The following is a 22,154-nucleotide window of genomic DNA, read 5'->3' on the forward strand; positions in this document are numbered from 1 at the left end:
GCGCCGTCCCTCGCTTTGGTCTCCCGGCCCTGATCGGTCTAGACTCAGGGGGCTCGCCCACCTGGGCGAATGCTCTGGGGCTGTGGCGCAGCTGGTAGCGCACCTGCATGGCATGCAGGGGGTCGGGGGTTCGAGTCCCCCCAGCTCCACCGGTGTGATGGCGCGGGACATCGTTGATCGGTGTCCTGTGCCATCGTCGTTTCACACAGCCGCCGCCCCGTCGTGATGGTGGGGCGCGACCAATGCTGAGCGGTGACAGAGTCTCCGAGGGTGCCCCGCGCAGCGGTGTTGCACTGTGTAGACATTGTCTACGGTCAGCAACGTCCCCTCGCGGGGCACGCGCACCAACGACCGGGTCAGGCTCGCGGAGCCGCCCGGAGGGTACCCGGTTGACCTCAACCGTGGTTGAGGTTCTAGCGTCGGAAGCATTCGACGAGAGGACGAGGACATGCCCGTCTACACCCTGCCTGACCTGCCCTACGACTACGCGGCGCTCGAACCGCACATCAGCGGGCGCATCATGGAGCTGCACCACGACAAGCACCACGCCGCGTACGTCGCCGGCGCGAACGCCGCGCTCGACGCGCTGGCCCAGGCCCGCGAGACCGGCGACCTGGCCGCGGTGAACCTGTACGAGAAGAACCTCGCGTTCAACTTGGGCGGGCACACCAACCACACGGTGTTCTGGCACAACCTCTCGCCCGAGGGCGGCGGGGAGCCCGACGGCGAGCTCGCGGCGGCGATCGCCGACCAGTTCGGCAGCTTCGCGGCCTTCCAGGCGCACTTCGCGGCCGTCGCGACCGGCATCCAGGGTTCCGGCTGGGCCGTGCTCGGCTGGGACGGCATCGGGCAGCGGCTCGCGGTGTTCCAGCTCTTCGACCAGCAGGCCAACGTGCCGCTCGGCATCACGCCGCTGCTCATGCTGGACATGTGGGAGCACGCGTTCTACCTGGACTACCTGAACGTCAAGGCGGACTACGTCACGGCGTTCTGGAACCTGGCGAACTGGTCCGACGTCGGCGCGCGGCTCGACCGGGCGCGCGCGGCCACCACGGGCCTGCTCGTGGCGGCGTGACACCGCACGACGTGACGCAGGGCCCGGCCGCCGGCCGGGCCCTCGTCCGTCACCGCCGCGTGGTCTGCGGCTTCGGCTTCGCCGGCTTCGGCGTCAGCGACGGCCCCGTCGACGCCGGGTCCGGACGCTTCTTGCCGTCCTCCCCGATCATCCGGGGGGCGGGCTTGATGGGCCAGCGCTCCACCACCCGGCTGCGCAGCTCGTAGCCCCGCCTGGCGGCGACGACGTCCCACACGACGGCGACCAGCACGACGGCGGCCGAGCCCACGAGAGTGATCAGCGCCTGCGGCACGAACCCGCCGAAGGTCTCGTCCGCGTCGCCGTACAGCGTCGCGACGTCCTCCATCCCTCCCGTGCCGAGGCTGTACACCCCCCAGCCGAGCACGGCCCCGAGCGCGGCCAGCAGCGCCAGGGCCTGCACGAAGATCACCGGCTGATGGTTGGCGTACTTGCGCAGCAGCGTCCGCGGAGGGCGCGGGGCCGTGGGGTCGTCCAGCGCCTCACGCAGGATCTCCTGCTCCCGCTGCTGTACGGCCGAGTCGGCGAAGAACCCCACGACCAGGAGCACGACGGCCGCCACCATGAGGGCCGCGAAGACCCAGACCCCGGCCAGGAGCACGACCTCGATGCTCTCCCCGTACTCCACGCGCGGACCGGCGTCGGTCCTGGTGCGGAACGGGTGCGTGACGAACAGCCAGAGCTGCATGAGGCTGAACCCGAGCGCGAAGCACACGATGCCCACGTACTCGAACCAGGTGGCCCGCCGCCGTGTGCGCAGGAGGTCGTCCGGGAGCCCCGTCTCGTCGTCCGCGTCCGACGCCGGCGCGGCGCGGCGCCACGCCGCCCCCTCGTCCGGGGTGGTCCAGTGCGCGGCGATCTCGAGCCGACGCCGGTGCTGCGCCGGGCGACCCCCGTACGCGAGCAGCAGGAACACCCCACCGACCCCGGTGGCCGCGAGGAAGATCCAGAGCAGGTACACCTCGCTGCCGTTGACCGTGAAGGCGGCGATCACGGACATCAGCAGGCCGACCCCTGCCACCACGTAGGCCATCACGAGGAACGGGCCGAACGGCGGCTCGGCCGCCACCTGGTCGACCTGGCTCGGGTGCGGCACGGCCGTCCGGGGCGCACCCTCCCGGGCCGCTCGGGCGATGGCGCGCGACGTGATCACCTCGCGCAGCGCGAACAGCACGGTGGTGACGATGCCGGCGGCCAGCGCGAGGACGAGCACAGGCGCCATGGCGGCCCGGGCGAGCTGGTCGAGCGCGCCGCGCACAGCCGGCTCGTAGGTCAGCGCCTCCTCCGCGACCATGGCGACGGCCAGGAGGAGCACGAAGGACGCCCCGATGCCGAGGAGGAAGGGAGCGAGCGCGTTGATCGCCGCGTTCACGACGTTCCCCGCGAGGCCCACCGGGTACACCCGCCAGTGCGGCTGATCTGCAGGTCGTTGTGTTGTCATGGCGCGGGCAGTCTATCCATGGGGATGAAAAAGGGCCCGGCCGACGGCCGGGCCCTTCATCCGGTGGAGCTGGGGGGACTCGAACCCCCGACCCCCTGCATGCCATGCAGGTGCGCTACCAGCTGCGCCACAGCCCCAGAGTGGTCTCCCCCGAGCCGTTCGGCCGGGCGAGCGTCGTTAGTCTATGCAGACCGGCGCCCGGGACCAAATCCAAACCCGGTGCGCTCCGTCACTGCCGCGCCTCGGGTCCCGACTGCCACGTGTCCAGCGGGTACCCGGCACCCACGTTGTGCGCCACGAGCCGCCACGCCGGCGTCGCCCCGGGCGCCGAGGCGTGCAGGTGGGACCAGTGCACGTTGTGCAGGCCGTGCAGCCCGCGCCACGTCGCGGGATCCAGGCCCAGGAGCCGCGTCACGGCCTGCGTGATCGCCGACCCGTGCGACACCACCACCAGGGTCTCCCCCGGGCTCAGGGTCTCGGCGTGCCGCAGCACCGCCTCCTCCATGCGCCGTGCCACGACGCCCTTGGACTCGACGCCCTCGACCGGCGGCTCGCCGCCGCCACGCCAGACGGCGTGCTGCTCCGGCCAGCGCTCGGCGATCTCGGCGTCGGTCAGCCCCTCCCAGATGCCGAAGGAGCGCTCACGCAGCCCGGCGTCGGTCACGACCTCCAGGCCCACGTGCCGCGCGTACGCGGCCGCCGTGTCCCGGGCGCGCTGCAGGTCGCTGGCGACCACCAGCGACGCCTTGTGGGACGCCGCCAGCGCCGTGGCGCCCTGCTCGGCCTGCCACCGGCCCACCTCGTCCAGCGGGATGTCGATCTGGCCCTGCAGGCGCAGGCCCGCGTTGTACGCCGTGCGCGCGTGGCGCAGCAGCACGATCGCCCCTGCGGTCACCGCTGCACGTCCCCCGCCAGGTGGATCGCACCGTCGTCGGGGTCGCGGTACTCCGCCGGGTCGCCGCCACCGCGTGCGTCCTCCGGCAGCGGGATCGCCGGGCAGTCCTTCCAGAGGCGCTCGAGCGCGTAGTAGGTGCGGTCCTCGGCGTGCTGCACGTGCACCACGACGTCACCGAAGTCGAGGAGCACCCACCGCGCCTCCGACTTGCCCTCCTGCCGGATCGGCTTGACGCCCTCCTTGAAGAGCGCCCGCTCGACGGCGTCGACGATCGCGGACACCTGACGCTCGCTCGCGCCCGAGGCGATGAGGAACACGTCGGTGAGCACGAGCTGCTCGCTCACGTCGAGCGCGATGATCTCCTGCGCCTTGACGTCGCTCGCGGCGCGCGCGGCGACGATCGCGAGCTCTGTGGCCCGCTCGGTGGCGGTCATGCCCTGCCTCCTCCTCCGAAGCCGGGCAACCCGCCCAGCAGTGCCGCGGCCTGGTCAGGCTCGATGGAGCTGTCGCCCTCCAGTACCAGCTTCCAGATCAGCAGGCCCAGCACGAACGCGACGACGACCAGGATGACGTAGTGCAACCAGGTGTACTGCGGGCCCTCGTCCTCCTCCTCGTCCCACTCCTCCTCCACCTCGCGGCGGGCGGACCGGGACGGCGCGGCGGGGGCCGGGAACTGGCCACCCGCGCCGGGGAACGGTGCCTCGGGCCCGGGGCCCTGGGGCGCGGCGCCACCGACCGGCCCGGACCCGGGGCCCGGGCGCCGGGGGAACGGGGAGCCGGGATCAGCGGGAGCACCACCCGGTGCGAGGGACTGCGGCGCCGACGCCGGCCCGGCGGCCTCCCACGGCAGCGCGGGTGCGGCCGCCGCGGAACCGCTCGGCGGAGCGCCGGCCGGGGCGCCCGGCCGCTGCCCCAGTCCGCCCGGGGCGCCGGGACGTGTACCGAAGGGTGACGGCGGGTTCGACGGCGGCTGCGTCGGCGCAGGCGCCGCGGCGCTCCACTGCGTCGTCTGGCCGGGGTCGCCGGAACCGCCCGGGGCCTGGGGGGCCGGCGCGGAGAACCGTCCGGACCGGCCCTGCTGCGGGGCCGGCGGGACCGGGGCGGCGGGCTGGCGGCTACCGAAAGGGCTGGGCGGTCCGCCCTGCGGGCCTTGGCCGCCAGGGCCGGCGGGGCCTCCACGGCCGCCCGGCGCGGAGCCGGGACCGGCGGGGGCGGACGGCCCTCCCGGCCGGCCCGGGCTGAACGGCGACGGCGGGTTGCCGCCCGGCTGCTGCACGGGCGTCAGCCGGCCGGTCGCGTCCACGCCGCGCGTGCCGCCCGTGGCCTGCGGCGGCCGTGCCACCGGCGGGTTCTGCGGCGACCAGCCGCCCTCGGGCGCGGCCGCGCCGCGGTGCGGAGGCTGCTGGGCCTGCCCGCCCTGCGGCGGGTAGGAACCACCGCCGGCAGCGGCGGCCGCGGCAGCCTCACGCTCGCGGATCTCGCGGCGCGTCATGGGACGACCTTTGTTGTCACTCATCGTGAAGACCTCGATACAGTCCGTGCTTGGCGATGTACTGAACCACGCCGTCAGGCACCAGATACCAGACCGGCAACCCCTCCTGCGCCCGACGACGACAGTCGGACGAGGAGATGGCGAGCGCAGGAACCTCGAGCGTCGTCACACCGTCCCGAGGAAGCCCGTCCACGGAGAGCATGTGCCCTGGCCGTGTGACAGCGACGAAGTGTGCCATGTCCCACAGCTTCTCGGCATCCTTCCACCGAAGAATCTGCTGGATGGCGTCCGCTCCCGAGATGAAGTAGAGGTCCGCGTCGGGACGCTGCTCCCGCAGGTCCCGGAGGGTGTCCACCGTGTAGGTGAGGCCTTCGCGGTCGATGTCGACGCGGCTCACCGTGAAGCGCGGGTTCGACGCCGTGGCGATCACCGTCATGAGATAGCGGTGCTCCGCCGGGGTGACCCGCTGCTTCTGCTTGAACCCCGGCCGGCCCGTGGGGACGAAGACGACCTCGTCCAGCCCCAGGTGTGCCGCCGCCTCGCTCGCGGCCACGAGGTGGCCGTGGTGGATGGGGTCGAACGTGCCACCCATCACTCCGATGCGGGGGCGGGTCCCGGCGGGGGTACTCATGCGGTGGGCGCGCTCATCTGGTCGTCAAGCTCCCGTCGGGTGGCTCAGTGTCGGTTTCCGACGTTGCGGAACGCGTAGGTGACGACCAGCGCGGCGACGAGGGCGCCGAAGGCGATCAGGCCCAGCGCGATCGGCGAGATCGGCTCGTTGGCGTGCTCCGAAGCGGCCTCGGCGGCCAGGACGGCGGTGTGCAGCACGGGTCTTCCTCCCAGTCGGACGTGCTCAGGTGGGCTTTAGTCTCTCACGGACGTCTTGCGGCGAGTGCACCGCGGCACTGGGTCGCAAGGAGATCCTGCGGAGGTCTCCCGGACCCCCGGGACGTGTCACGGCTTGATGTGCCCGTCCCCGGTCACGACCCACTTGGTGGTGGTCAGCTCGGTCAGGCCCATGGGGCCGCGCGCGTGCAGCTTCTGCGTGGAGATGCCGATCTCGGCGCCCAGGCCGAGCTCGCCGCCGTCGGTGAACCGGGTGGAGGCGTTCACCATGACCGCCGCGGAGTCCACCTCGGCCACGAACGTGTCGGCCGCCGCGATGTCGCGCGTGACGATGGCCTCGGTGTGCCCGGAGGACCACGTGCGGATGTGCTCGATCGCCGCGTCCAGCGAGGGCACGACCCGCACCCCGAGCTCCAGCGCGAGGTACTCGGTCGCCCAGTCCTCGTCCGTCGCGGGCACCATGTCGGCCCCGGCGGGGGCGAACGACATGGCCGCCGGGTCCCCGTGCAGCACCACGCCCGCGTCGGCCAGCGCGGCGAGCGCCGCCGGCAGGAAGGCCGCCGCGGCGTCCTCGTGGACGAGCAGCGTCTCGGCCGCGTTGCACACGCCGACCCGCTGGGTCTTCGCGTTCATCACGATCGCGACGGCCATGTCGACGTCGGCCGTGGCGTCCACGTAGACGTGCACGTTGCCGACGCCCGTCTCGATGACGGGCACGAGCGACTCGCGCACCACGGTCTGGATGAGGTCGGCGCCGCCGCGCGGGATGAGCACGTCGACCAGGCCGCGCGCCCGCATGAGCGCCACCCCGCCCTCCCGGCCGTACGCGTCGATCGACTGGACCAGGTCGGCCGGCAGGCCGCGCGCCTCCAGCGCACCCCGCATGACCTCGACGATCAGCGCGTTCGACGCCGCCGCCGCGCTGCCCCCGCGCAGGATCACGGCATTGCCCGACTTGAGGGCCAGGCCCGCGGCGTCCACGGTCACGTTGGGACGGGCCTCGTAGATCATGCCGACCACGCCCATGGGCACCCGGACCTGACGCAGCCGCAGGCCGTTCGGCAGGGTCTGCCCCCGCACCACCTCGCCGACCGGGTCGGGCAGGCCGGCGACGTCGCGCAGCGCGTCCGCGATCGTGCCGATCCGCTCCGGCGTCAGGGCGAGGCGGTCCAGCAGGCCGTCGGACATGCCGTTCGCCCGGCCACGCTCCAGGTCCTCCGCGTTGGCGGCGACGATCGGGTCCGCCGCGGCCACCAGGGCGTCCGCGACGGCGCGCAGGGCGGCGTCCTTCGTCATCCGGTTCGCCGTGGCCAGGGCGCGGGCCGCGACCTTGGCGCGCCCGGCGACGTCGCGCACCGCGGAGGTCACGTCCGCGGAGCGCGGCGGCTCGGCCGCTCCGAGGGTCTCGCCTCCGGTACGGGTCACCTCGTGGCTCACTGTCGTCATGCGTCGAGCGTACGTCGGACAGGGGCCGATGCCGAGGGCGATCCCGTGGTGCGGACGCTCACCAGGAGGGTCGCGCGCTCCGCGGCGGCACGAAGTGCGTGAACGCGGGCTCGTGCCCGGACACCCCGGTCACCGGGTCGAAGACCCCGAAGTAGTCGGGGCCGAGCCGCCACGCGGCACGGTTGGTGGCCCGCGGGCTCAGCGCGGGCCAGCGGCCGGACTCGACGCGCTCCTCGAGCACACGCACGGCGACCAGCTCCTCGGCCAGGCTCACGGTGAGGTGCGCACCCCGCTCGACGTACAGGTTCCGGTAGCGCTCAGGGTGACCCACGTGGGCCACCCGGTCACCGAAGGACCGTTCGTACGACGGCGGCGCGCCGCCGTCACCGGTGGTGTGCAGCGTGAGGACGGGCGACGGCGTGGTGCCCTCGGGCCGGTGCTGCACCAGGTTCGCCCGCGCCTGGGGGTCGGCCTCGATCACCGGTGCGGCGGCGAGCGCGGTGAGGTCGGCGGACAGGTCGGCACCGGGTGCCGCGGCGTAGGCGGCACGGACCTCGCGGAGCATGCCGGAGTGCACGAGCCGGCGCGACCAGCTCCCGTCGAAGGAGGCCGAGGCGTTACCGCCGAGCTTGGTCTCCCAGTCCACGCGCGCCGTCGGGCCCAGGCCGAACGAGTAGGCCCACATGAGCCACTGCGCCTGGCCGCGGGTGCGGTCCTCCACGCTGCCGGGTTCCGGTGCCGACACGTCGTACCAGCCCGTGATGTCGTTCAGGGAGGCGATGAGGGCGATCCTGGCCCGGCCCTCCGGCGTCTCCGCAGCGGCGGCGACCGCGTCCACGAGGGCGGCGCGGCCCGCCCGCGCGTCGGTGGGGTGCACCAGCTCGATCGGGTTGCCGTCGGCGTCGGTGCCGTCGGTGAGCAGCACCTTGGTCGCGAGGTTCACGTCGAGGATCGTGTCGAGCATGCCCACCACGTCGATCGCACCACCGATGGCCAGCACGCCGTCGATCCGGTCGGGTTCGACCTCGGCGTGCTTCAGGGCCGTCACCGCGCCCATGGAGGAGCCGGTGGTGAAGGTGCGCTCGGGCTCACCCACGTGCTGCTCGAACCAGTCGAGCAGCCGGGACTGGTCCGCCACGGCCGTGGGCACGGTGAAGTCGTAGCCGCCGTCCTGGAACATCGACGCCGCCAGGGCGTAGCCGTGGTCGGTGAGCACCTCCTCGGACGCCGGCTGGTTGCCGAGCAGGTGCGGCAGCGGCTGGCCCGCGAAGATCTCGGAGGGGTAGTTGCCGTGGCTGTACAGCAGCAGCGTGCCGTTCCAGTCCTCGGGGACCAGCACGCGGTAGGCCGCGCCGGCGATCTCGCCCTCGTACTCCGTCGGCGGCGCGTCGGCCGTCGCGGCGGCCCGTTCCGGTCCTGCCGACGACGGCGCGGCCGCCGCCGGGACGCTCAGCAGGGGTACGAGCACGGCGGCCAGGGCCGCCGACGCCGTACGGGCAGGGTGCCGGGTGCGTCGCATCTGTTGCTCCTCGGGTCGTGCGGCGCGCCCGGGGTGCGCTGCCGCCTACCCGTTCCGACGTGCTGCCGCCGGGGAACTCATCGGCCGGTCGAGCACCAGGTCGTCCCGGTGCACGACGACCCGGTCGTACCCCTCGCCCAGCTCGTCGCGCAGGGCGTACGTGGAGCGCCCGAGCAGCGCGGGCAGGTCGCTCGCGTCGAAGGCGACCAGGCCGCGGCCGATCACGGCACCGTCCGGCGCGACGAGCTCCACCGGGTCGCCCGCCTCGAACTCGCCCTCGGCCCGCGTGATCCCGGCGGGCAGCAGCGAGGCGCGGCCGCCGAGCACGGCGCGCGCGGCGCCGTCGTCCAGGTGGAGGCGGCCCTCCGTGCGTGCGGCGTGCGCGATCCACAGCCGCCGGGCCGAGGTGCGGCGTCCGGTGGCGGCGAAGAACGTGCCGACGTCGTCCCCGGCGAGGGCCGCGGCCGCGTTGGCCGCGAGCGTCAGGACGACGGGTACGCCCGCGCCCGTGGCGATCCGCACCGACTCCAGCTTGGTGACCATGCCGCCGGTACCGACCGCGCTGCCGCGGGCGGTCACCTCGACGCCCGCCACGTCCTCCAGGTCGGCGACCAGCGGGATGCGGCGCGCGCCGGGGCGCGACGGCGGGGCGTCGTGCAGGCCGTCGACGTCGGTCAGGAGCAGCAGGGCGTCGGCCCGCACCAGGTGGGACACGAGGGCGGCGAGGCGGTCGTTGTCGCCGAACTTGAGCTCGTCGGTGGTGACGGCGTCGTTCTCGTTGATGACGGGTACCACGCCGAGGGCGAGCAGGCGGTCGAGCGCGCGCTGCGCGTTGCGGTAGCGGGCGCGCCGCACCGTGTCCTCGGCGGTGAGCAGGATCTGGCCGATCTGGAGGCCGAACGCGGCGAACTCCTCCTGGTACCGCCGCACGAGCTGGCCCTGGCCCACGGAGGCGGCGGCCTGCATGGTGGCGAGGTCCCGCGGCCGGGCCCCGAGCCCGAGCGGACCGATGGCGGCCGACACCGCACCGGAGGTGACCAGCACCACCTGCGCACCCGCGGCCTGCCGGGCCGCCAGCACCTCGACGACCCTGCGCAGCGCACCGACGTCGAGGTGCCCGTCCGGGCCCGTCAAGGAGGACGAGCCGACCTTCACGACGACGCGTCGCGCCGAGGTGATCGCGGACCGGGCACCTGCCGAGGAGTCGTGCGAGGAGTCATGGGAGCTCACGCCCCCATCCTCGCCGCACTGCGTGCCCGGGTGCGCGCTCATTTCACGACCCGGGCAGCCCCTGTGTCCGTCAGGCGTCGTCCGGGTCCGTCCAGTGGCCCGACTCGCGTTCCGTCCACAGCTCCTGGCGGGCCGCCGCCTTGGCGTCCATGCGCTCGTGGTGCTCGCGACGCTTCTCGCCACGGGTGGGCCGCTCGTTCTGGTCGAGCCGCAGGTCGGTGCCACGACCACCGAGCAGCTCCGGCCCGGTCTGGAGCGTGGGCTCCCAGTCGAAGACGACGGCGTTGCGCGGATCGCCGATGCGCACCTCGTCACCCGCGACGGCGCCCGCCTTGAACAGACCGTCCTCGACGCCGAGCTTGGCGAGCCGGTCCGCGAGGAAGCCGACGGCCTCGTCGTTGTTGAAGTCCGTCTGCCACACCCAGCGCTCCGGCTTCTCGCCGCGCACCTCGAACCAGTAGTCGGTCTCACCACCCAGCCGCCGCACGGTGAACTTCGACTCGTTCACGGCACGCGGGCGCAGCACGATCGGCGCGGGCTCGGGGGCCGGCGCGGCCGCCCGGGCCTTCTCCACGATCTCGGCGAGCGCGAACTTCAGCTCGCGCAGGCCCTCGTGGCTCGCGGTGGAGATCTCGAACACGCGCAGGCCACGGGCCTCCAGGTCGGGGCGCACGAACTCCGCCAGCTCGCGCGCGTCGGGCACGTCGATCTTGTTCAGCACCACGAGCCGCGGACGCTCCTCCAGCGGCACCCGCCCGCCCGCGATGCCCAGGTCACCCGAGTAGGCCGACAGCTCGGCCTCGATCACGTCGAGGTCGCTGAGCGGGTCGCGGCCCGGCTCCAGCGTGGCGCAGTCGAGCACGTGCACGATCATCGCCGTCCGCTCGATGTGCCGCAGGAACTCCAGACCCAGACCCTTGCCCTCGCTGGCGCCCGGGATCAGGCCCGGCACGTCCGCGACGGTGAAGCGCGAGTCCCCCGCCTGCACCACGCCGAGGTTCGGCACCAGGGTGGTGAACGGGTAGTCCGCGATCTTGGGCCGGGCGGCCGAGATCGCGGCGATCAGCGACGACTTGCCGGCACTCGGGAAGCCGACGAGCGCCACGTCGGCGATCGTCTTGACCTCGAGCTCGAGATCGGCGGTCTCGCCCTCCTCGCCGAGCAGCGCGAAGCCCGGGGCCTTGCGCTTCGGCGACGACAGCGCCCGGTTGCCCAGGCCGCCCTTGCCACCCGCGGCGGCCACGTACTCGGCGCCCTCGCCCACGAGATCGGCCAGGACGTTGCCGTCGAGGTCCTTCACGACGGTGCCGTCCGGCACCTTGAGGATCAGGTCGCCACCCTTGGCGCCGTCCCGGTCGTCGCCCATCCCCTGCGTGCCCGACGTCGCCCGCCGGTGCGGCGAGTGGTGGTACTCCAGCAGGGTGGTGGTGTTCGAGTCGACGACGAGACGGACGGAGCCGCCGTCACCGCCGTCGCCGCCGTCGGGCCCCGCCAGGGGCTTGAACTTCTCGCGACGGATCGAGGCACAGCCGTTCCCGCCGTTGCCTCCGACGGCGTGGAGCACCACCCGGTCCACGAAGCTGGCCATGTCTTGATCCTCTCAGGTACTGCTCGGGCGAGCGGCCCGGGGCCGCTCATGAAAAGGCGTAAGGGGGCGCACCGTCACCGGTGCGCCCCCCTTACGCGGAAGCCGGTACTTCCCGGCTCAGGCCTCGACAGTCACGATGTCGACGACCTTGCGGCCACGACGCGTGCCGAACTGCACGGCGCCGGCGTCGAGGGCGAACAGGGTGTCGTCCTTGCCGCGGCCCACGTTGCTGCCGGGGTGGAAGTGGGTGCCGCGCTGGCGGACGATGATCTCGCCGGCCTTGACGACCTGGCCACCGAAGCGCTTCACGCCGAGGCGCTGGGCGTTGGAGTCACGACCGTTGCGCGAGGAGCTCGCGCCCTTCTTGTGTGCCATCTGAAGAACCTGTCTTTCGGGACGAAGGAGAATCTGTATCGCACGCGGGCCCGTCGAGACGCGCCCGCAGCGGGAGTCACTTGATGCCGGTGACCTTCAGGCGGGTCAGCGACTGGCGGTGACCCTGGCGCTTGCGGTAGCCGGTCTTGTTCTTGTACTTGAGGATCGTGATCTTGGGACCCTTCTCGTCCCGCACGACCTCAGCGGTGACCTTGACCTTCGCGAGCTTCTTCGCGTCGGTGGTCACCTTCTCCCCGTCCACGAGCAGCAGGGCCGGGAGCTCGACGGTCTCACCGGGCGCCGACTGGACACGGTCCATGACGACGATGCTTCCGACGGACACCTTCTCCTGGCGGCCACCGGCCTTGACGATCGCGTACACCACGTTCAACTCATCTCTCTAGTCTTGGCGTGCGCGCACGACGGGATCCACCGGCTTCGCTGAGACTCGCTCCGCCGCGGCGGTCGAGTGCGGTGCGCCATGGGCACGCAGGACGGGTGCGCAGACAGCACACCGAAGAACCAGGTTACGCGATGCCCCTTGCGGGGACAAACCAGCGGCGGCGTGGCCTTGCCCACGCCCGGAACCATATCGGCCCGGCCATGAACTGACCTCTCGGAAACCAAGCAGAATTCACCCGTCTGCTAGCGTGCATGACTGTTTTTTGACCGAGACTTCGTCGCCGCACGAGAGGAACCTCCGATGGCGAGCCGCAAGAGCACCGGCAAACCGACCGCCCATCCCGCACTCCTGCCCGGTCTGGGCGTCGAGAGCACCCGCAACAGATTCGGTACGAGCTGGGGCGTGTTCGCCTTCGCGGCCGTCCTGGTCGCAGGTGTGATCATCTGGGGTGCCGCCGCGCCCGACAGCCTCGCCGCGGCGTCCGGCGCCGGCCTGGCCTGGGTCTCCGGATCGTTCGGCTGGTTGTTCGGCCTGCTCACGTGCGCCGTCTTCCTCTTCATGATGTGGCTCGGCTTCGGCCGCTACCGCGCCATCCGGCTCGGCCAGGACGGCGAGAAGCCGGAGTTCTCCACGGGTTCCTGGCTGGCGATGCTGTTCTCCGCCGGGATCGGGATCGGCCTGCTGTTCTACGGCCCGTACGAGCCCATGACCTACTTCCTCGACCTGCCGCCGGCGTACGAGAGCCTCGACCCGGGCAGCAACCCGGCCATGCACGCCGCCCTGGTGCAGACGCTGTTCCACTGGGGGCCCATGGCGTGGGCCTACTACGCGCTGGTCGGCGGCGCCGTGGCCTACGCCGCCTACCGCAAGGGCCGCAGCCCGCTGATCTCCTCGCTGCTGGAGCCCATCTTCGGCGAGCGCACCAAGGGCTGGCTGGGTGCCGTCGTCGACTCGTTCGCGATCATCGTGACGCTGTTCGGCGTCGCGGTCTCGCTCGGGATCGGCGCGCTCCAGATCGGGCGCGGCGTCGAGATCGTCGCGGGGACCGGGCCGCTCGGCAACGGCGCGATCATCGGCATCATCGCCCTGCTCTCGATCGCGTTCATCGTGTCGGCGGTGTCGGGGGTGAAGCGCGGCATCCGCGCCCTGTCGAACATCAACATGGCGGTGGCCGGGCTGCTCGGCGTCTTCGTCTTCGTCGTCGGGCCGACGGCGTTCCTCCTCAACCTGCTCCAGGGCACCTTCATGCAGTTCGTCGGCGACTCGTTCCGGCTGATGGCGCAGACGGCGGCCACCGCACCCGACGCGCAGGCGTTCATGGACACCTGGACCACGTACTACTGGGCATGGTGGGTCTCGTGGACGCCCTTCGTGGGCCTGTTCATCGCCCGCATCAGCCGGGGCCGCACCCTGCGCGAGTTCGTCACGACCGTGATCGTGACGCCGAGCGTCGTGTGCCTGGTGTGGTTCACGGTGCTGGGCGGCACGTCGATGTGGATGGAGCAGGCGAACGGGGCGCTGAGCTCGGCCGAGTCGCCGCAGGACATGCTGTTCGCCCTGCTCCACGAGCTGCCCGCCGGCACCTTCACGTCGATCGTCGCGATGATCTCGATCGTCATCTTCTTCGTGACGAGCGCCGACTCCGGGTCGATCGTCATGGCCAGCCTGTCCCAGCGCGGCAACCCGAACCCGAGCCCCTGGGTCACGATCACCTGGGGCGTCGCGCTGGCGGCCATCGCCGCCGTCCTGCTCGTGGGTGGCGGGTCGGTGGCGCTGAACGGACTGCAGAGCCTGGTCATCATCACCGCACTGCCGTTCGCCCTGGTGGTGGTCCTCGTGATGGTCGCGTGGGGCAAGGACCTCGCCCGCGACCCGCTCACGCTGCGGCGCCGGTACGCCCGCGAGGCGATCGTGCAGGGCGTGCGCACGGGCATCGAGGAGCACGGCGACGACTTCGTCGTGGGCGTGGTGCGCACCGAGGGCGCCGACAAGGGTGCCGGCGCGTGGCTCGACTCGGACGACCCCGCGCTCACCGCCTGGTACCAGCCGGAGCAGGTCACGGTCACCGAGGGTTCTCGCGACGCCGGGGAGCCGGAGCCGGTGGGCTCCCGCTGAGCCGCCTGCCCGCCCCGGGGTAGCGCACCTGGCGACCCCGGAGCGTCTGTGCCTACCCTGGCAGCAGGTGATCCTGATGGTCTCTGAGCCGGCAGCCGAGCACGACGACATAGGGCGGGCGATGCGGGCGGTGCCCCGCCGGGACTTCCTGCCCCGGTCCCAGCGTCCGTTCGCCGGCCAGGACCGTCCGCTGCCGATCGGGCGGGGCCAGACGTCCTCGCAGCCCTCCACGGTCGCGGCGATGCTCCGCCTGCTGCGCGTCCCGCTGGGCGCACGGGTGCTCGACGTCGGCGCGGGCTCCGGCTGGAGCACCGCGCTCCTGGCCTTCCTGACCGGCCCGCAGGGCGGCGTGCTCGGCGTGGAGCGGGACGAACGGCTGGCGGCGTGGGGCGCCGCGAACGTGGAGCGCACCGGCATGAGCTGGGCGCAGGTGGTGCAGGCGGAGCCGGGCGTGCTCGGCATGCCGCGGGAGCACGGGTGGGACCGGATCCTGGTGTCGGCGTCGGCCCCGGCGCTGCCGCGCGCCCTGGTGTCGCAGGTCGGGTACGGCGGCCGCATGGTCATCCCCGTACAGACGTCGCTCCTGCTCATCGAGCGCCTGCCCGACGGCCGCACCCGGGCCACCGACCACGGGGGCTACCGGTTCGTGCCCCTGATCGAGGACTGAACGAAGACCGCTGGGCTCAAGCCACGGCAAAGACAACGCCTTGAACTCTCCTCGGAGCGTCCACAACTGCCTCGCGCGACCACAACCTACGGTCCCGTAGGCTCAAGGAATCTGCACGATGGGCGGTACCGTCCGACTCCACGGCTGGGAAGTCGACTCCGAGCACGTGAGGACCCCATGCCCCGACCCGCCCCCTCCGTCCGTGACGGTTTCCGCCCGACCCGGCCTCGCGATCCCGACGGCGTAGCCGCGACCAGCACGTACACCGCTCTGGCCCGGACGGTGCGCGAGGCCGGCCTGCTCCGCCGCGCCCACGGCTACTACGCATGGACGCTCGGCGCCCTCGGGGTGGCGCTCGGCGGCATCGCCACCGGCTTCGTGCTTCTCGGCGACTCATGGCTGCAGCTACTGATCGCCGCGGCGCTCGGGCTGGTGCTGACACAGTTCGCCTTCGTGGCGCACGAGGCGTCGCACCGCCAGGTCTTCGAGTCCGGCCCCCGCAACGACTGCCTCGGCCGGCTGCTCGCCAACGTCGTGGTCGGCATCAGCTACACGTGGTGGATGAGCAAGCACAACCGGCACCACGCCAATCCCAACAAGATGGGCAAGGACCCGGACATCGAGAACGACACCATCGCGTTCACGGAGGACGGCGTGCGACAGCATCGCGGCGTGAAGCGATGGATCAACCGCTACCAGGGCTGGCTGTTCTTTCCGCTGCTCACGCTGGAGGGCGTGAACCTGCACGTCACGTCCGTCCGGTCTCTGCTGGCGGGCGGACCGGACACGCTCCGGACCCGACTGCGCGAGCTCGGGACCATCGCGCTCCGGCTCGCCGCCTACGTCGCGGTCCTGTTCTGGGCGCTCCCGCCAGGCCTGGCCTTCTCGTTCCTCGGTGTGCAGCTGGCGGTGTTCGGTGTCTACATGGGGGCGTCGTTCGCGCCGAACCACAAGGGCATGGCCGTCATCCCCGCGGACAGCCGGCTCGACTTCCTGTCCAAGCAGGTGCTGACCTCCCGCAACATTCGCGGCGGCCGCGTCATGAACGTCCTCATGGGCGGGCTGAACTTCCAGATCGAGCACCACCTGTTCCCGAGCATGCCCCGGCCGCACCTCATCCGGACCGCCGAGATCGTCCGGGAGCACTGCGCGACCGTCGGCATGCCCTACACCGAGACGAGCCTGGCGCAGTCCTACCTGATCGTGGTCGCATACCTGAACCGCGTCGGCCTCGCGGCACGCGACCCGTTCGACTGCCCGCAGTACCGGCTGATGCGCTAGGTCCGGACCGCCGTGGCATGCCTCCGGCAGCGCGCCTCGTAGGACTCGGCCCCACCGACGTGGGCTGCGACCGGCACGAGCGCACCACCCGGGCGGACGGCGTCGTCGCCGGGCGGTGCGGGTGCGTCCTGGATCCGGACGTGGAACGCGGCGTCCGCGCCGCAGACCGAGCAGACGGCGGTGAGCTTCTCGACCGACTCCGCGAGCGCCATGAGCTCGGGCAGAGGCGAGAAGGGCTGGCCGTCGAAGGTGACCGACAGCCCCGCGACGACCACCACGAGGCCGCGGTCGGCGAGGTCCGTGGCCACGGGAACGAGCCCGGCGCCGAAGAACTGCGCCTCGTCGATCGCGACGAGCTCGACCGGCTCGCCGCCGTCCGCGGTCCCGTCCGGGCTCGGGGCTCCGGTCGCCAGGAGCGCGGGGATCTCCGCGGCGTCCGACACGGTGCGGGACGGCAGCCCGGCCCCGGAGTGCGACGTCACCCGCCCGCTCCCCCGCCGGGTGTCGAGGGCGTGGCTCACGACGAGCACGCCGCGCCGCGCGATGCGGGCGCGGCGCACCCGGCGCAGCAGCTCCTCCGACTTGCCCGCGAACATGGGACCCGCGATGACCTCGAGGCGCCCGGCGCCCAGACCGTCCGTCATGAGCGCCAGTCAAGCACCCCGGGCCAGGGGTCACAGCACGCGCGCCACCCCCGGCACCCGACGGAGCAGGTGAGCGGCCAGCCAGCACAGGGGTACCGACAGGACGAGCAGGACGAGGAACTTGACGCCTGCGGGCGCCGTCAGCGGCGCGAGCAGCACCGCGACGCCGACCAGCACGAGCGCGTGGACCACGTACACCGCGAAGGCGTTCCGTGCCGCGAACCTCGCCCATGCCGGCTGCCCGGAGAACTTCTCCCGGAAGAGGACCAGCAGGCCCACGATCATGCTGACCGCGAAGACGCTCTCGGCGAGGCTCGCGCCCACCTGGGCGAGCATGCCCGCGCGGGGCGCCGTCGCGAGGGCCACCGTGCCGAGCGCCGGACCGACGGCGGCGACTGCGACGATCAGCGCGACCCGGCCCTGGCGCGCCGTGAGGCCCGTGAGCCACCCGCGGCGCGACGCCAGCACCCCGACCACGAAGAGGATCACGTACTGGGGCAGGTAGGCCGGGGTCGGCAGGCCGCCGAGCTCCCAGTAGGTGCCGGTCGGTACGGCGAGCCGCCACAGGAACGCGGCGACGGTCAGCACCCCGACGAGGACCGCGATGCCGCGGAGGCTCACCGGGCGCCCGGCGACGGCACCGGTCCCGGCCGGGAGGGATGCGCGCGAGCGAGCGCGGAGCGCGCGGAAGGCCGCGTAGGCGAGCGACATGACGAGCAGCACCTCGACGAACCACAGCGGGCCCGGGTCGCCCACGGTGAACCAGAAGTGCAGGAAGGTCTCGCCCTCGGCGCGCGCCGCCGGCCACTGCGGCAGGGACAGGACCGGCCGCGCCACCAGCAGGAAGGCGACGAGCGGCACACCGAGCCGGATCACCCGGTCCCGGGCGAAGGCACCGGGGCCCTTGCGGTCGACCGAGCCGGCGACGAACAGGCCGGAGAGCAGGAAGAAGGCGCCCATGAACCAGAACTGGTTCACGATCACGAACAGCATGAGCGCGATGCCGGACGGGCTGGTGCTCGGCTCCGCCCAGTACCAGACCGGCAGGGCGCCGTAGGTGACGGCGCAGTGGTGCGCGATCACCAGCACCGTCAGCAGCACGCGCAGGTTGTCGATGTATCCCAGCCGGGTGGTGGGTGGTGCGGTGGTGGTCGTCGTCATCACGGCTCCGTCGTCCGGGGATCTCCTGGATCCTGGTTCGGTGGTTCATTACTCGACTAATGAACCATAGAACGTCGACGGTCCGCAAGGAAGTTCTCGCCCGGACACACGAAACGAGGGCCGCCACCGGATGGTGGCGACCCTCGTCGGGATCAGGTCAGAGGCCGAACAGCCTCGCCCAGAAGCCCTTCTTCTGCTCAGGCGACCTCGTCGCCAGCTCCTTTGGGCGGTTCCGGCTGCCCGGTGCCGGAGCCCCCCTCCGGCGTGTCGTCGGTCGTCGGTCGCACGTCGTCGGACGCGCGCGAGGGCGGGTCGGCGGGCGCACCGTCAGATGCTTCCGCGGGAGCGGCTGCCGAGGCCGAACCAGCCGCGGGGAGCTGGATCTCGTCCAGGGTGGCGGGACCCTCCGGGGCCGGTTCCTTCGGCTCGTGCGCGTGCTGCGCCGCGGCGGCGATGGTCGCGAGCGTGGCCTTGACGGCCTCCCGCGCCTCGGACCGCTCCTCGGGAAGGCTGGCGACCGGGGCGGCGGGCTCCTGCGCCGACGCCTTCTCCTTGCCCCGCTTGCGGCGCGCCCGCGCGGAACGCGGGCCCTCCTCGGAGGACGCCACCGAGGCAGCGGCCGAGCCGCCCGCCGACTTCTCGATCGGCTCCTCGTGCACGATGAACCCGCGGCCCTTGCAGTGCTCGCAGGTCTCGGAGAACGCCTCGACCAGGCCCTGGCCCACGCGCTTGCGCGTCATCTGGACCAGGCCCAGCGACGTCACCTCGGCGACCTGGTGCTTGGTGCGGTCCCGGCCCAGGCACTCGACCAGGCGACGCAGCACCAGGTCCCGGTTGGACTCGAGCACCATGTCGATGAAGTCGATGACGATGATGCCGCCGATGTCGCGCAGGCGCAGCTGCCGCACGATCTCCTCGGCCGCCTCGAGGTTGTTCCGCGTCACGGTCTCCTCGAGCGTGCCGCCCGCACCGGTGAACTTGCCGGTGTTGACGTCCACGACGGTCATGGCCTCGGTGCGGTCGATGACCAGCGAGCCGCCCGAGGGCAGCCAGACCTTGCGGTCCATACCCTTGGCGAGCTGCTCGTCCACCCGGTGCACCGTGAACACGTCGGTGTTCTCGACCCACTTGGACACGCGCTCGCGCAGGTCCGGGGCGAGCTCCTCGACGTAGTGCGCGATCTCGTCCCACGCGCCCTCGCCCTGCACCACCAGCGACGAGAAGTCGTCGTTGAAGATGTCGCGGACCACGCGGATCGCCATGTCCGGCTCACCCTGCAGCAGGGCCGGGGCGGACGCCTTCTTGGCCTTGGCCTGGATGGCGTCCCACTGGCCCTGCAGCCGCTCGACGTCGGCGCGCAGCTCGTCCTCGCTGGCCCCCTCCGCGGCGGTGCGCACGATGACGCCCGCACCGTCCGGCACGACCTCGCGCAGGATCTTCTTGAGGCGCGACCGCTCGGTGTCGGGCAGCTTGCGGCTGATGCCGGTCATGCCGCCGCCCGGCACGAACACCAGGTACCGGCCCGCCAGCGTGATCTGGCTCGTCAGGCGGGCACCCTTGTGGCCGATCGGGTCCTTGGTGACCTGCACCAGCACGGAGTCGCCCGACTTCAGCGCCTGCTCGATCCGGCGTGGCTGACCCTCCAGGCCGGCCGCGTCCCAGTTGACCTCGCCCGCGTACAGCACGGCGTTGCGGCCCTTGCCGACGTCGACGAACGCCGCCTCCATCGAGGGCAGCACGTTCTGCACGCGGCCCAGGTACACGTTCCCGGCCATGGACGCCTGCGACTGCTGCGAGACGTAGTGCTCCACGAGCACGCCGTCCTCCAGCACCGCGATCTGCGTGCGGCCGTTCTTCTCGCGCACGATCATCGACCGCTGCACCGACTCGCGGCGGGCCAGGAACTCGGCCTCGGTGATGATCTGGCGACGGCGGCCGTGGTCGCGGCCCTCGCGACGCCGCTGCTTCTTGGCCTCCAGGCGCGTGGAGCCCTTGAGCGCGGTGACCTCGTCGCTGCGGCTGGACCGCGCGGCAGCCGCCTCGGCACGCTCGCCACGGGTCCCCCGGCGGCGCCGGCGACGACGGCGGCTGCCACCGTCACCCTCCGCGGCGTCCTGCGCGTCGTCCTCGCCGTCGGCGTCCGTGTCGACGTCCTCGTCGGAGGACGCCTGCGCGCCCTCGTCCTGGTCGTCGTCCTGGTCCTCGTCGGCGGAGTCATCCTGGTCGTCCCCGCGTCCGGCGCGGCCACCGCGCCGGCCGCGCCCACCCCGGCGACGACGACGGCGCGACGGGCGCACCTCCTCGTCGTCGTACTCCTCGAAGTCCTCCGGGGCGAGCTCCTCGAGCTCGACACCCTCGGCGACGAGCTCCTCCTCGATGGCGCCGACCTCGTCGACGGCCGCGGCGTCGTCCTCGCTCAGCTCCGCGGCGACGAACTGCGGCGCCGCCGGGACGCTCGGCGCGACGGCGGTCGCGTCGCCCGCGGGCTCGGCGCTCTCCTGCGCGGCGGCCTCGGGCTCGGGACGGGTCGCCGGGTCGGCGCTCGGACCCGTACCGCGGACGGCTCGGCGCGAACCGGACCGGCGGGTCCGGGGCTCGGCGGGCGCCTGCGCCGCCTCGGCGGCCTGCTCGACCTGCTCGGCGACGGCCTCGGCCGCCGGGGCGGCCGGCGCCTCGGGAGCAGGCTCGGCCGGACGCTCGGCGGTGCGGGGCACCGGACGGGCGAACTGCGGCGTCAGGTCCTGCGGACGCGGCGGGCCGGCGGGGGCCTGCGCACGCCGCGAACGGCGTGCGGCGGAGTCGTCCGGCGCCTGGAACAGCAGCGCCGTGGTGGCCAGGCGCGGCACGCGCGTGCCCGAGGTGGTCGCCGCGGGCGACACCGGGGCCTGCGCGGCCGGGGCCTCGGAGGCCTGGGCGGGCTCGGCGGCCTGCGTGGTCTCGGCCGGGGTCGAGGTGGCACGACGGCTGCGGCGCGCGCGGCCCTTCGGGGCCTGCTCCGCGGGCGCGTCCGCCACGGTCTCCTCGGTCGCGACGGCGCGCGGGGCGGACTCCTCCGGCGCGGGCTCGGCGACCTGGTCGGCGGTCTCCGCGACCGGCTCGGTCACCGGCTCCGCAGCCTTGCGCCGCGAGCGACCGCGCTTGGGCGCCGCCTCGGCCTCGGCCTCGGGTGCGGCGTCGGCCGGCTCCGCCTTCCGGCGGGTGCGCCGGCGGGGCGCGGCTTCGGACTCCTGCGCCGGGCCACCGGGCAGCACGATGTCGTCGAGGCTCGCGACCTCACGCACGGGCGCCTCGGCGGGGGCAGCGGGCTCCGGCAGCACGATGTCGGCCGGTCCGGGCGCGTCGGCGCCCTGCTCGTCAACAGGCTCGTCAACGGGCTCGTCAACGGGCTCGTCGACGGGGGCGGCGGGCTCGGCCTCAACCTCGGCAGCCTCGGCCTCGACAACGGCGGCAGGCTCGGCGGGAGCGGCAGGCTCTGCTCCGGCAGGCTCCGCCGGCTGCGTCCCGGCAGTGAGATCCGTCTCATCCGGGGCGACGGTCCCGGCCGGGGCGGACTGCTCGTCCGCCGTCGGGCCGGCGTCCACGACGGGTGCCGGGGAGGAGACGCCGCGCGTGGCGCGGCGACGCGGACGCTTGGTGGCGGTCTCGCCGGCTGCCGGGGCCGCGGGCGCGGCCACCGCTGCGGTACCGCCCGTGGTCACCGGCTGGGCCTCGGCCGGGGCCGAGGAGGTGTCGGACGAGCCGACGACGATGGGGCCGGCACTGGCCGTGGAGACCACGGACCGGGTGGCCCGACGACGCGGGCGCTTCACCGGCGCGCTGTCCGCCGGGGCCTCCCCACCAGTGGTGACCTGGGCGTTCGCCTCAGGTGCGTCGTGATCATCCTGTGACCCGATGGTCGAACCGGTGGTGCTGGAAGGCGTCACGTGAGGTGCTCCTGTAGCCGGCGCCCGCTCCACAC

Annotated in this window: 19 protein-coding genes and 2 tRNA genes; 5 read left to right on the forward strand and 16 right to left on the reverse strand. The window is 73.0% G+C overall.

All coding sequences use genetic code 11. The features are described 5' to 3' along the window. Positions 1–76: 76 nt before the first annotated feature. Positions 77–149: transfer RNA gene (locus ACIBBF_RS05720), tRNA-Ala, on the forward strand. Between the two features lie 299 nt (positions 150–448). Then, on the forward strand, positions 449–1,075 hold the full coding sequence (locus ACIBBF_RS05725) for a superoxide dismutase (RefSeq protein ID WP_397411398.1): 627 nt from the start codon (positions 449–451) through the stop codon (positions 1,073–1,075). Between the two features lie 49 nt (positions 1,076–1,124). Here the strand turns inward: ACIBBF_RS05725 and ACIBBF_RS05730 are convergent, their stop codons facing one another. The 13 genes from ACIBBF_RS05730 to rplU all read right to left on the reverse strand — a co-directional run bounded on the left by ACIBBF_RS05730 (position 1,125) and on the right by rplU (position 12,310). After that, positions 1,125–2,534, reverse strand: a complete 1,410-nt coding sequence (locus ACIBBF_RS05730) for a hypothetical protein (protein ID WP_397411400.1) — start codon at positions 2,532–2,534, stop codon at positions 1,125–1,127. A gap of 64 nt (positions 2,535–2,598) precedes the next feature. After that, positions 2,599–2,671 (reverse strand) — tRNA-Ala (locus ACIBBF_RS05735). 92 nt (positions 2,672–2,763) lie between these two features. After that, entirely contained in the window at positions 2,764–3,429 is a 666-nt protein-coding gene (locus ACIBBF_RS05740) for a histidine phosphatase family protein (RefSeq protein ID WP_397411402.1), read from the reverse strand. After that, positions 3,426–3,863, reverse strand: a complete 438-nt coding sequence (rsfS, locus tag ACIBBF_RS05745; RefSeq protein ID WP_397411404.1) for a ribosome silencing factor — start codon at positions 3,861–3,863, stop codon at positions 3,426–3,428. The genes ACIBBF_RS05740 and rsfS overlap by 4 nt, the downstream gene beginning before the upstream one ends. Further along, positions 3,860–4,921 (reverse strand): hypothetical protein, encoded by a 1,062-nt coding sequence (locus ACIBBF_RS05750; RefSeq protein ID WP_397411406.1) that lies wholly within the window; start codon positions 4,919–4,921, stop codon positions 3,860–3,862. The genes rsfS and ACIBBF_RS05750 overlap by 4 nt, the downstream gene beginning before the upstream one ends. 16 nt (positions 4,922–4,937) lie before the next feature. Continuing rightward, positions 4,938–5,552, reverse strand: a complete 615-nt coding sequence (gene nadD / locus ACIBBF_RS05755) for a nicotinate-nucleotide adenylyltransferase (RefSeq protein WP_397411408.1) — start codon at positions 5,550–5,552, stop codon at positions 4,938–4,940. Positions 5,553–5,596: 44 nt separating this feature from the next. Next, complete coding sequence (locus ACIBBF_RS05760) at positions 5,597–5,749, reverse strand: hypothetical protein (RefSeq protein ID WP_182485788.1); 153 nt, start codon at positions 5,747–5,749, stop codon at positions 5,597–5,599. Positions 5,750–5,875: 126 nt separating this feature from the next. Further along, positions 5,876–7,213 carry a glutamate-5-semialdehyde dehydrogenase gene (locus ACIBBF_RS05765; RefSeq protein WP_397411410.1) on the reverse strand — a complete coding sequence of 446 codons (1,338 nt, stop codon included), beginning with the start codon at positions 7,211–7,213 and terminating at the stop codon, positions 5,876–5,878. 58 nt (positions 7,214–7,271) lie between these two features. After that, a complete protein-coding gene (locus tag ACIBBF_RS05770) occupies positions 7,272–8,732 on the reverse strand; it encodes a hypothetical protein (protein WP_397411412.1) in 1,461 nt (486 codons plus the stop codon). A 45-nt stretch (positions 8,733–8,777) separates the two neighbouring features. Further along, complete coding sequence (proB, locus tag ACIBBF_RS05775) at positions 8,778–9,962, reverse strand: glutamate 5-kinase (RefSeq protein WP_397411414.1); 1,185 nt, start codon at positions 9,960–9,962, stop codon at positions 8,778–8,780. A gap of 70 nt (positions 9,963–10,032) precedes the next feature. Then, complete coding sequence (obgE, locus tag ACIBBF_RS05780; RefSeq protein ID WP_397411416.1) at positions 10,033–11,550, reverse strand: GTPase ObgE; 1,518 nt, start codon at positions 11,548–11,550, stop codon at positions 10,033–10,035. Positions 11,551–11,667: 117 nt separating this feature from the next. Next, a complete protein-coding gene (gene rpmA / locus ACIBBF_RS05785; RefSeq protein WP_119143073.1) occupies positions 11,668–11,925 on the reverse strand; it encodes a 50S ribosomal protein L27 in 258 nt (85 codons plus the stop codon). Between the two features lie 76 nt (positions 11,926–12,001). Then, the gene (gene rplU, locus ACIBBF_RS05790) at positions 12,002–12,310 is read right to left on the reverse strand and encodes a 50S ribosomal protein L21 (RefSeq protein ID WP_119143071.1); all 309 of its coding nucleotides are present in this window, start codon (positions 12,308–12,310) and stop codon (positions 12,002–12,004) included. 318 nt (positions 12,311–12,628) lie between these two features. Here rplU and ACIBBF_RS05795 point away from each other — a divergent pair, with 318 nt between their 5' ends. From ACIBBF_RS05795 to ACIBBF_RS05805, 3 genes are all read left to right on the forward strand, one after another. After that, a complete protein-coding gene (locus tag ACIBBF_RS05795; RefSeq protein WP_397411420.1) occupies positions 12,629–14,443 on the forward strand; it encodes a BCCT family transporter in 1,815 nt (604 codons plus the stop codon). Positions 14,444–14,519: 76 nt separating this feature from the next. Continuing rightward, positions 14,520–15,110: a protein-L-isoaspartate O-methyltransferase gene (locus ACIBBF_RS05800; protein ID WP_397411422.1), complete on the forward strand. Its 591-nt coding sequence runs from the start codon at positions 14,520–14,522 to the stop codon at positions 15,108–15,110. A gap of 177 nt (positions 15,111–15,287) precedes the next feature. Beyond that, the gene (locus ACIBBF_RS05805; RefSeq protein WP_397411424.1) at positions 15,288–16,391 is read left to right on the forward strand and encodes a fatty acid desaturase family protein; all 1,104 of its coding nucleotides are present in this window, start codon (positions 15,288–15,290) and stop codon (positions 16,389–16,391) included. On the opposite strand, the gene ACIBBF_RS05810 is transcribed toward ACIBBF_RS05805, so the two are convergent. The 3 genes from ACIBBF_RS05810 to ACIBBF_RS05820 all read right to left on the reverse strand — a co-directional run bounded on the left by ACIBBF_RS05810 (position 16,388) and on the right by ACIBBF_RS05820 (position 22,119). Further along, the gene (locus ACIBBF_RS05810; RefSeq protein WP_397411425.1) at positions 16,388–17,035 is read right to left on the reverse strand and encodes a thymidine kinase; all 648 of its coding nucleotides are present in this window, start codon (positions 17,033–17,035) and stop codon (positions 16,388–16,390) included. The two genes, ACIBBF_RS05805 and ACIBBF_RS05810, sit on opposite strands and share 4 nt — an antisense overlap. 30 nt (positions 17,036–17,065) lie before the next feature. Beyond that, the gene (locus ACIBBF_RS05815) at positions 17,066–18,196 is read right to left on the reverse strand and encodes an acyltransferase family protein (RefSeq protein ID WP_397411427.1); all 1,131 of its coding nucleotides are present in this window, start codon (positions 18,194–18,196) and stop codon (positions 17,066–17,068) included. Positions 18,197–18,393: 197 nt separating this feature from the next. After that, a complete protein-coding gene (locus ACIBBF_RS05820; RefSeq protein WP_397411429.1) occupies positions 18,394–22,119 on the reverse strand; it encodes an Rne/Rng family ribonuclease in 3,726 nt (1,241 codons plus the stop codon). Positions 22,120–22,154 lie beyond the last annotated feature (35 nt).

Origin of the sequence: Promicromonospora sp. NPDC050880 (genome assembly GCF_044456525.1) — a bacterium.
Taxonomy (GTDB): domain Bacteria; phylum Actinomycetota; class Actinomycetes; order Actinomycetales; family Cellulomonadaceae; genus Promicromonospora.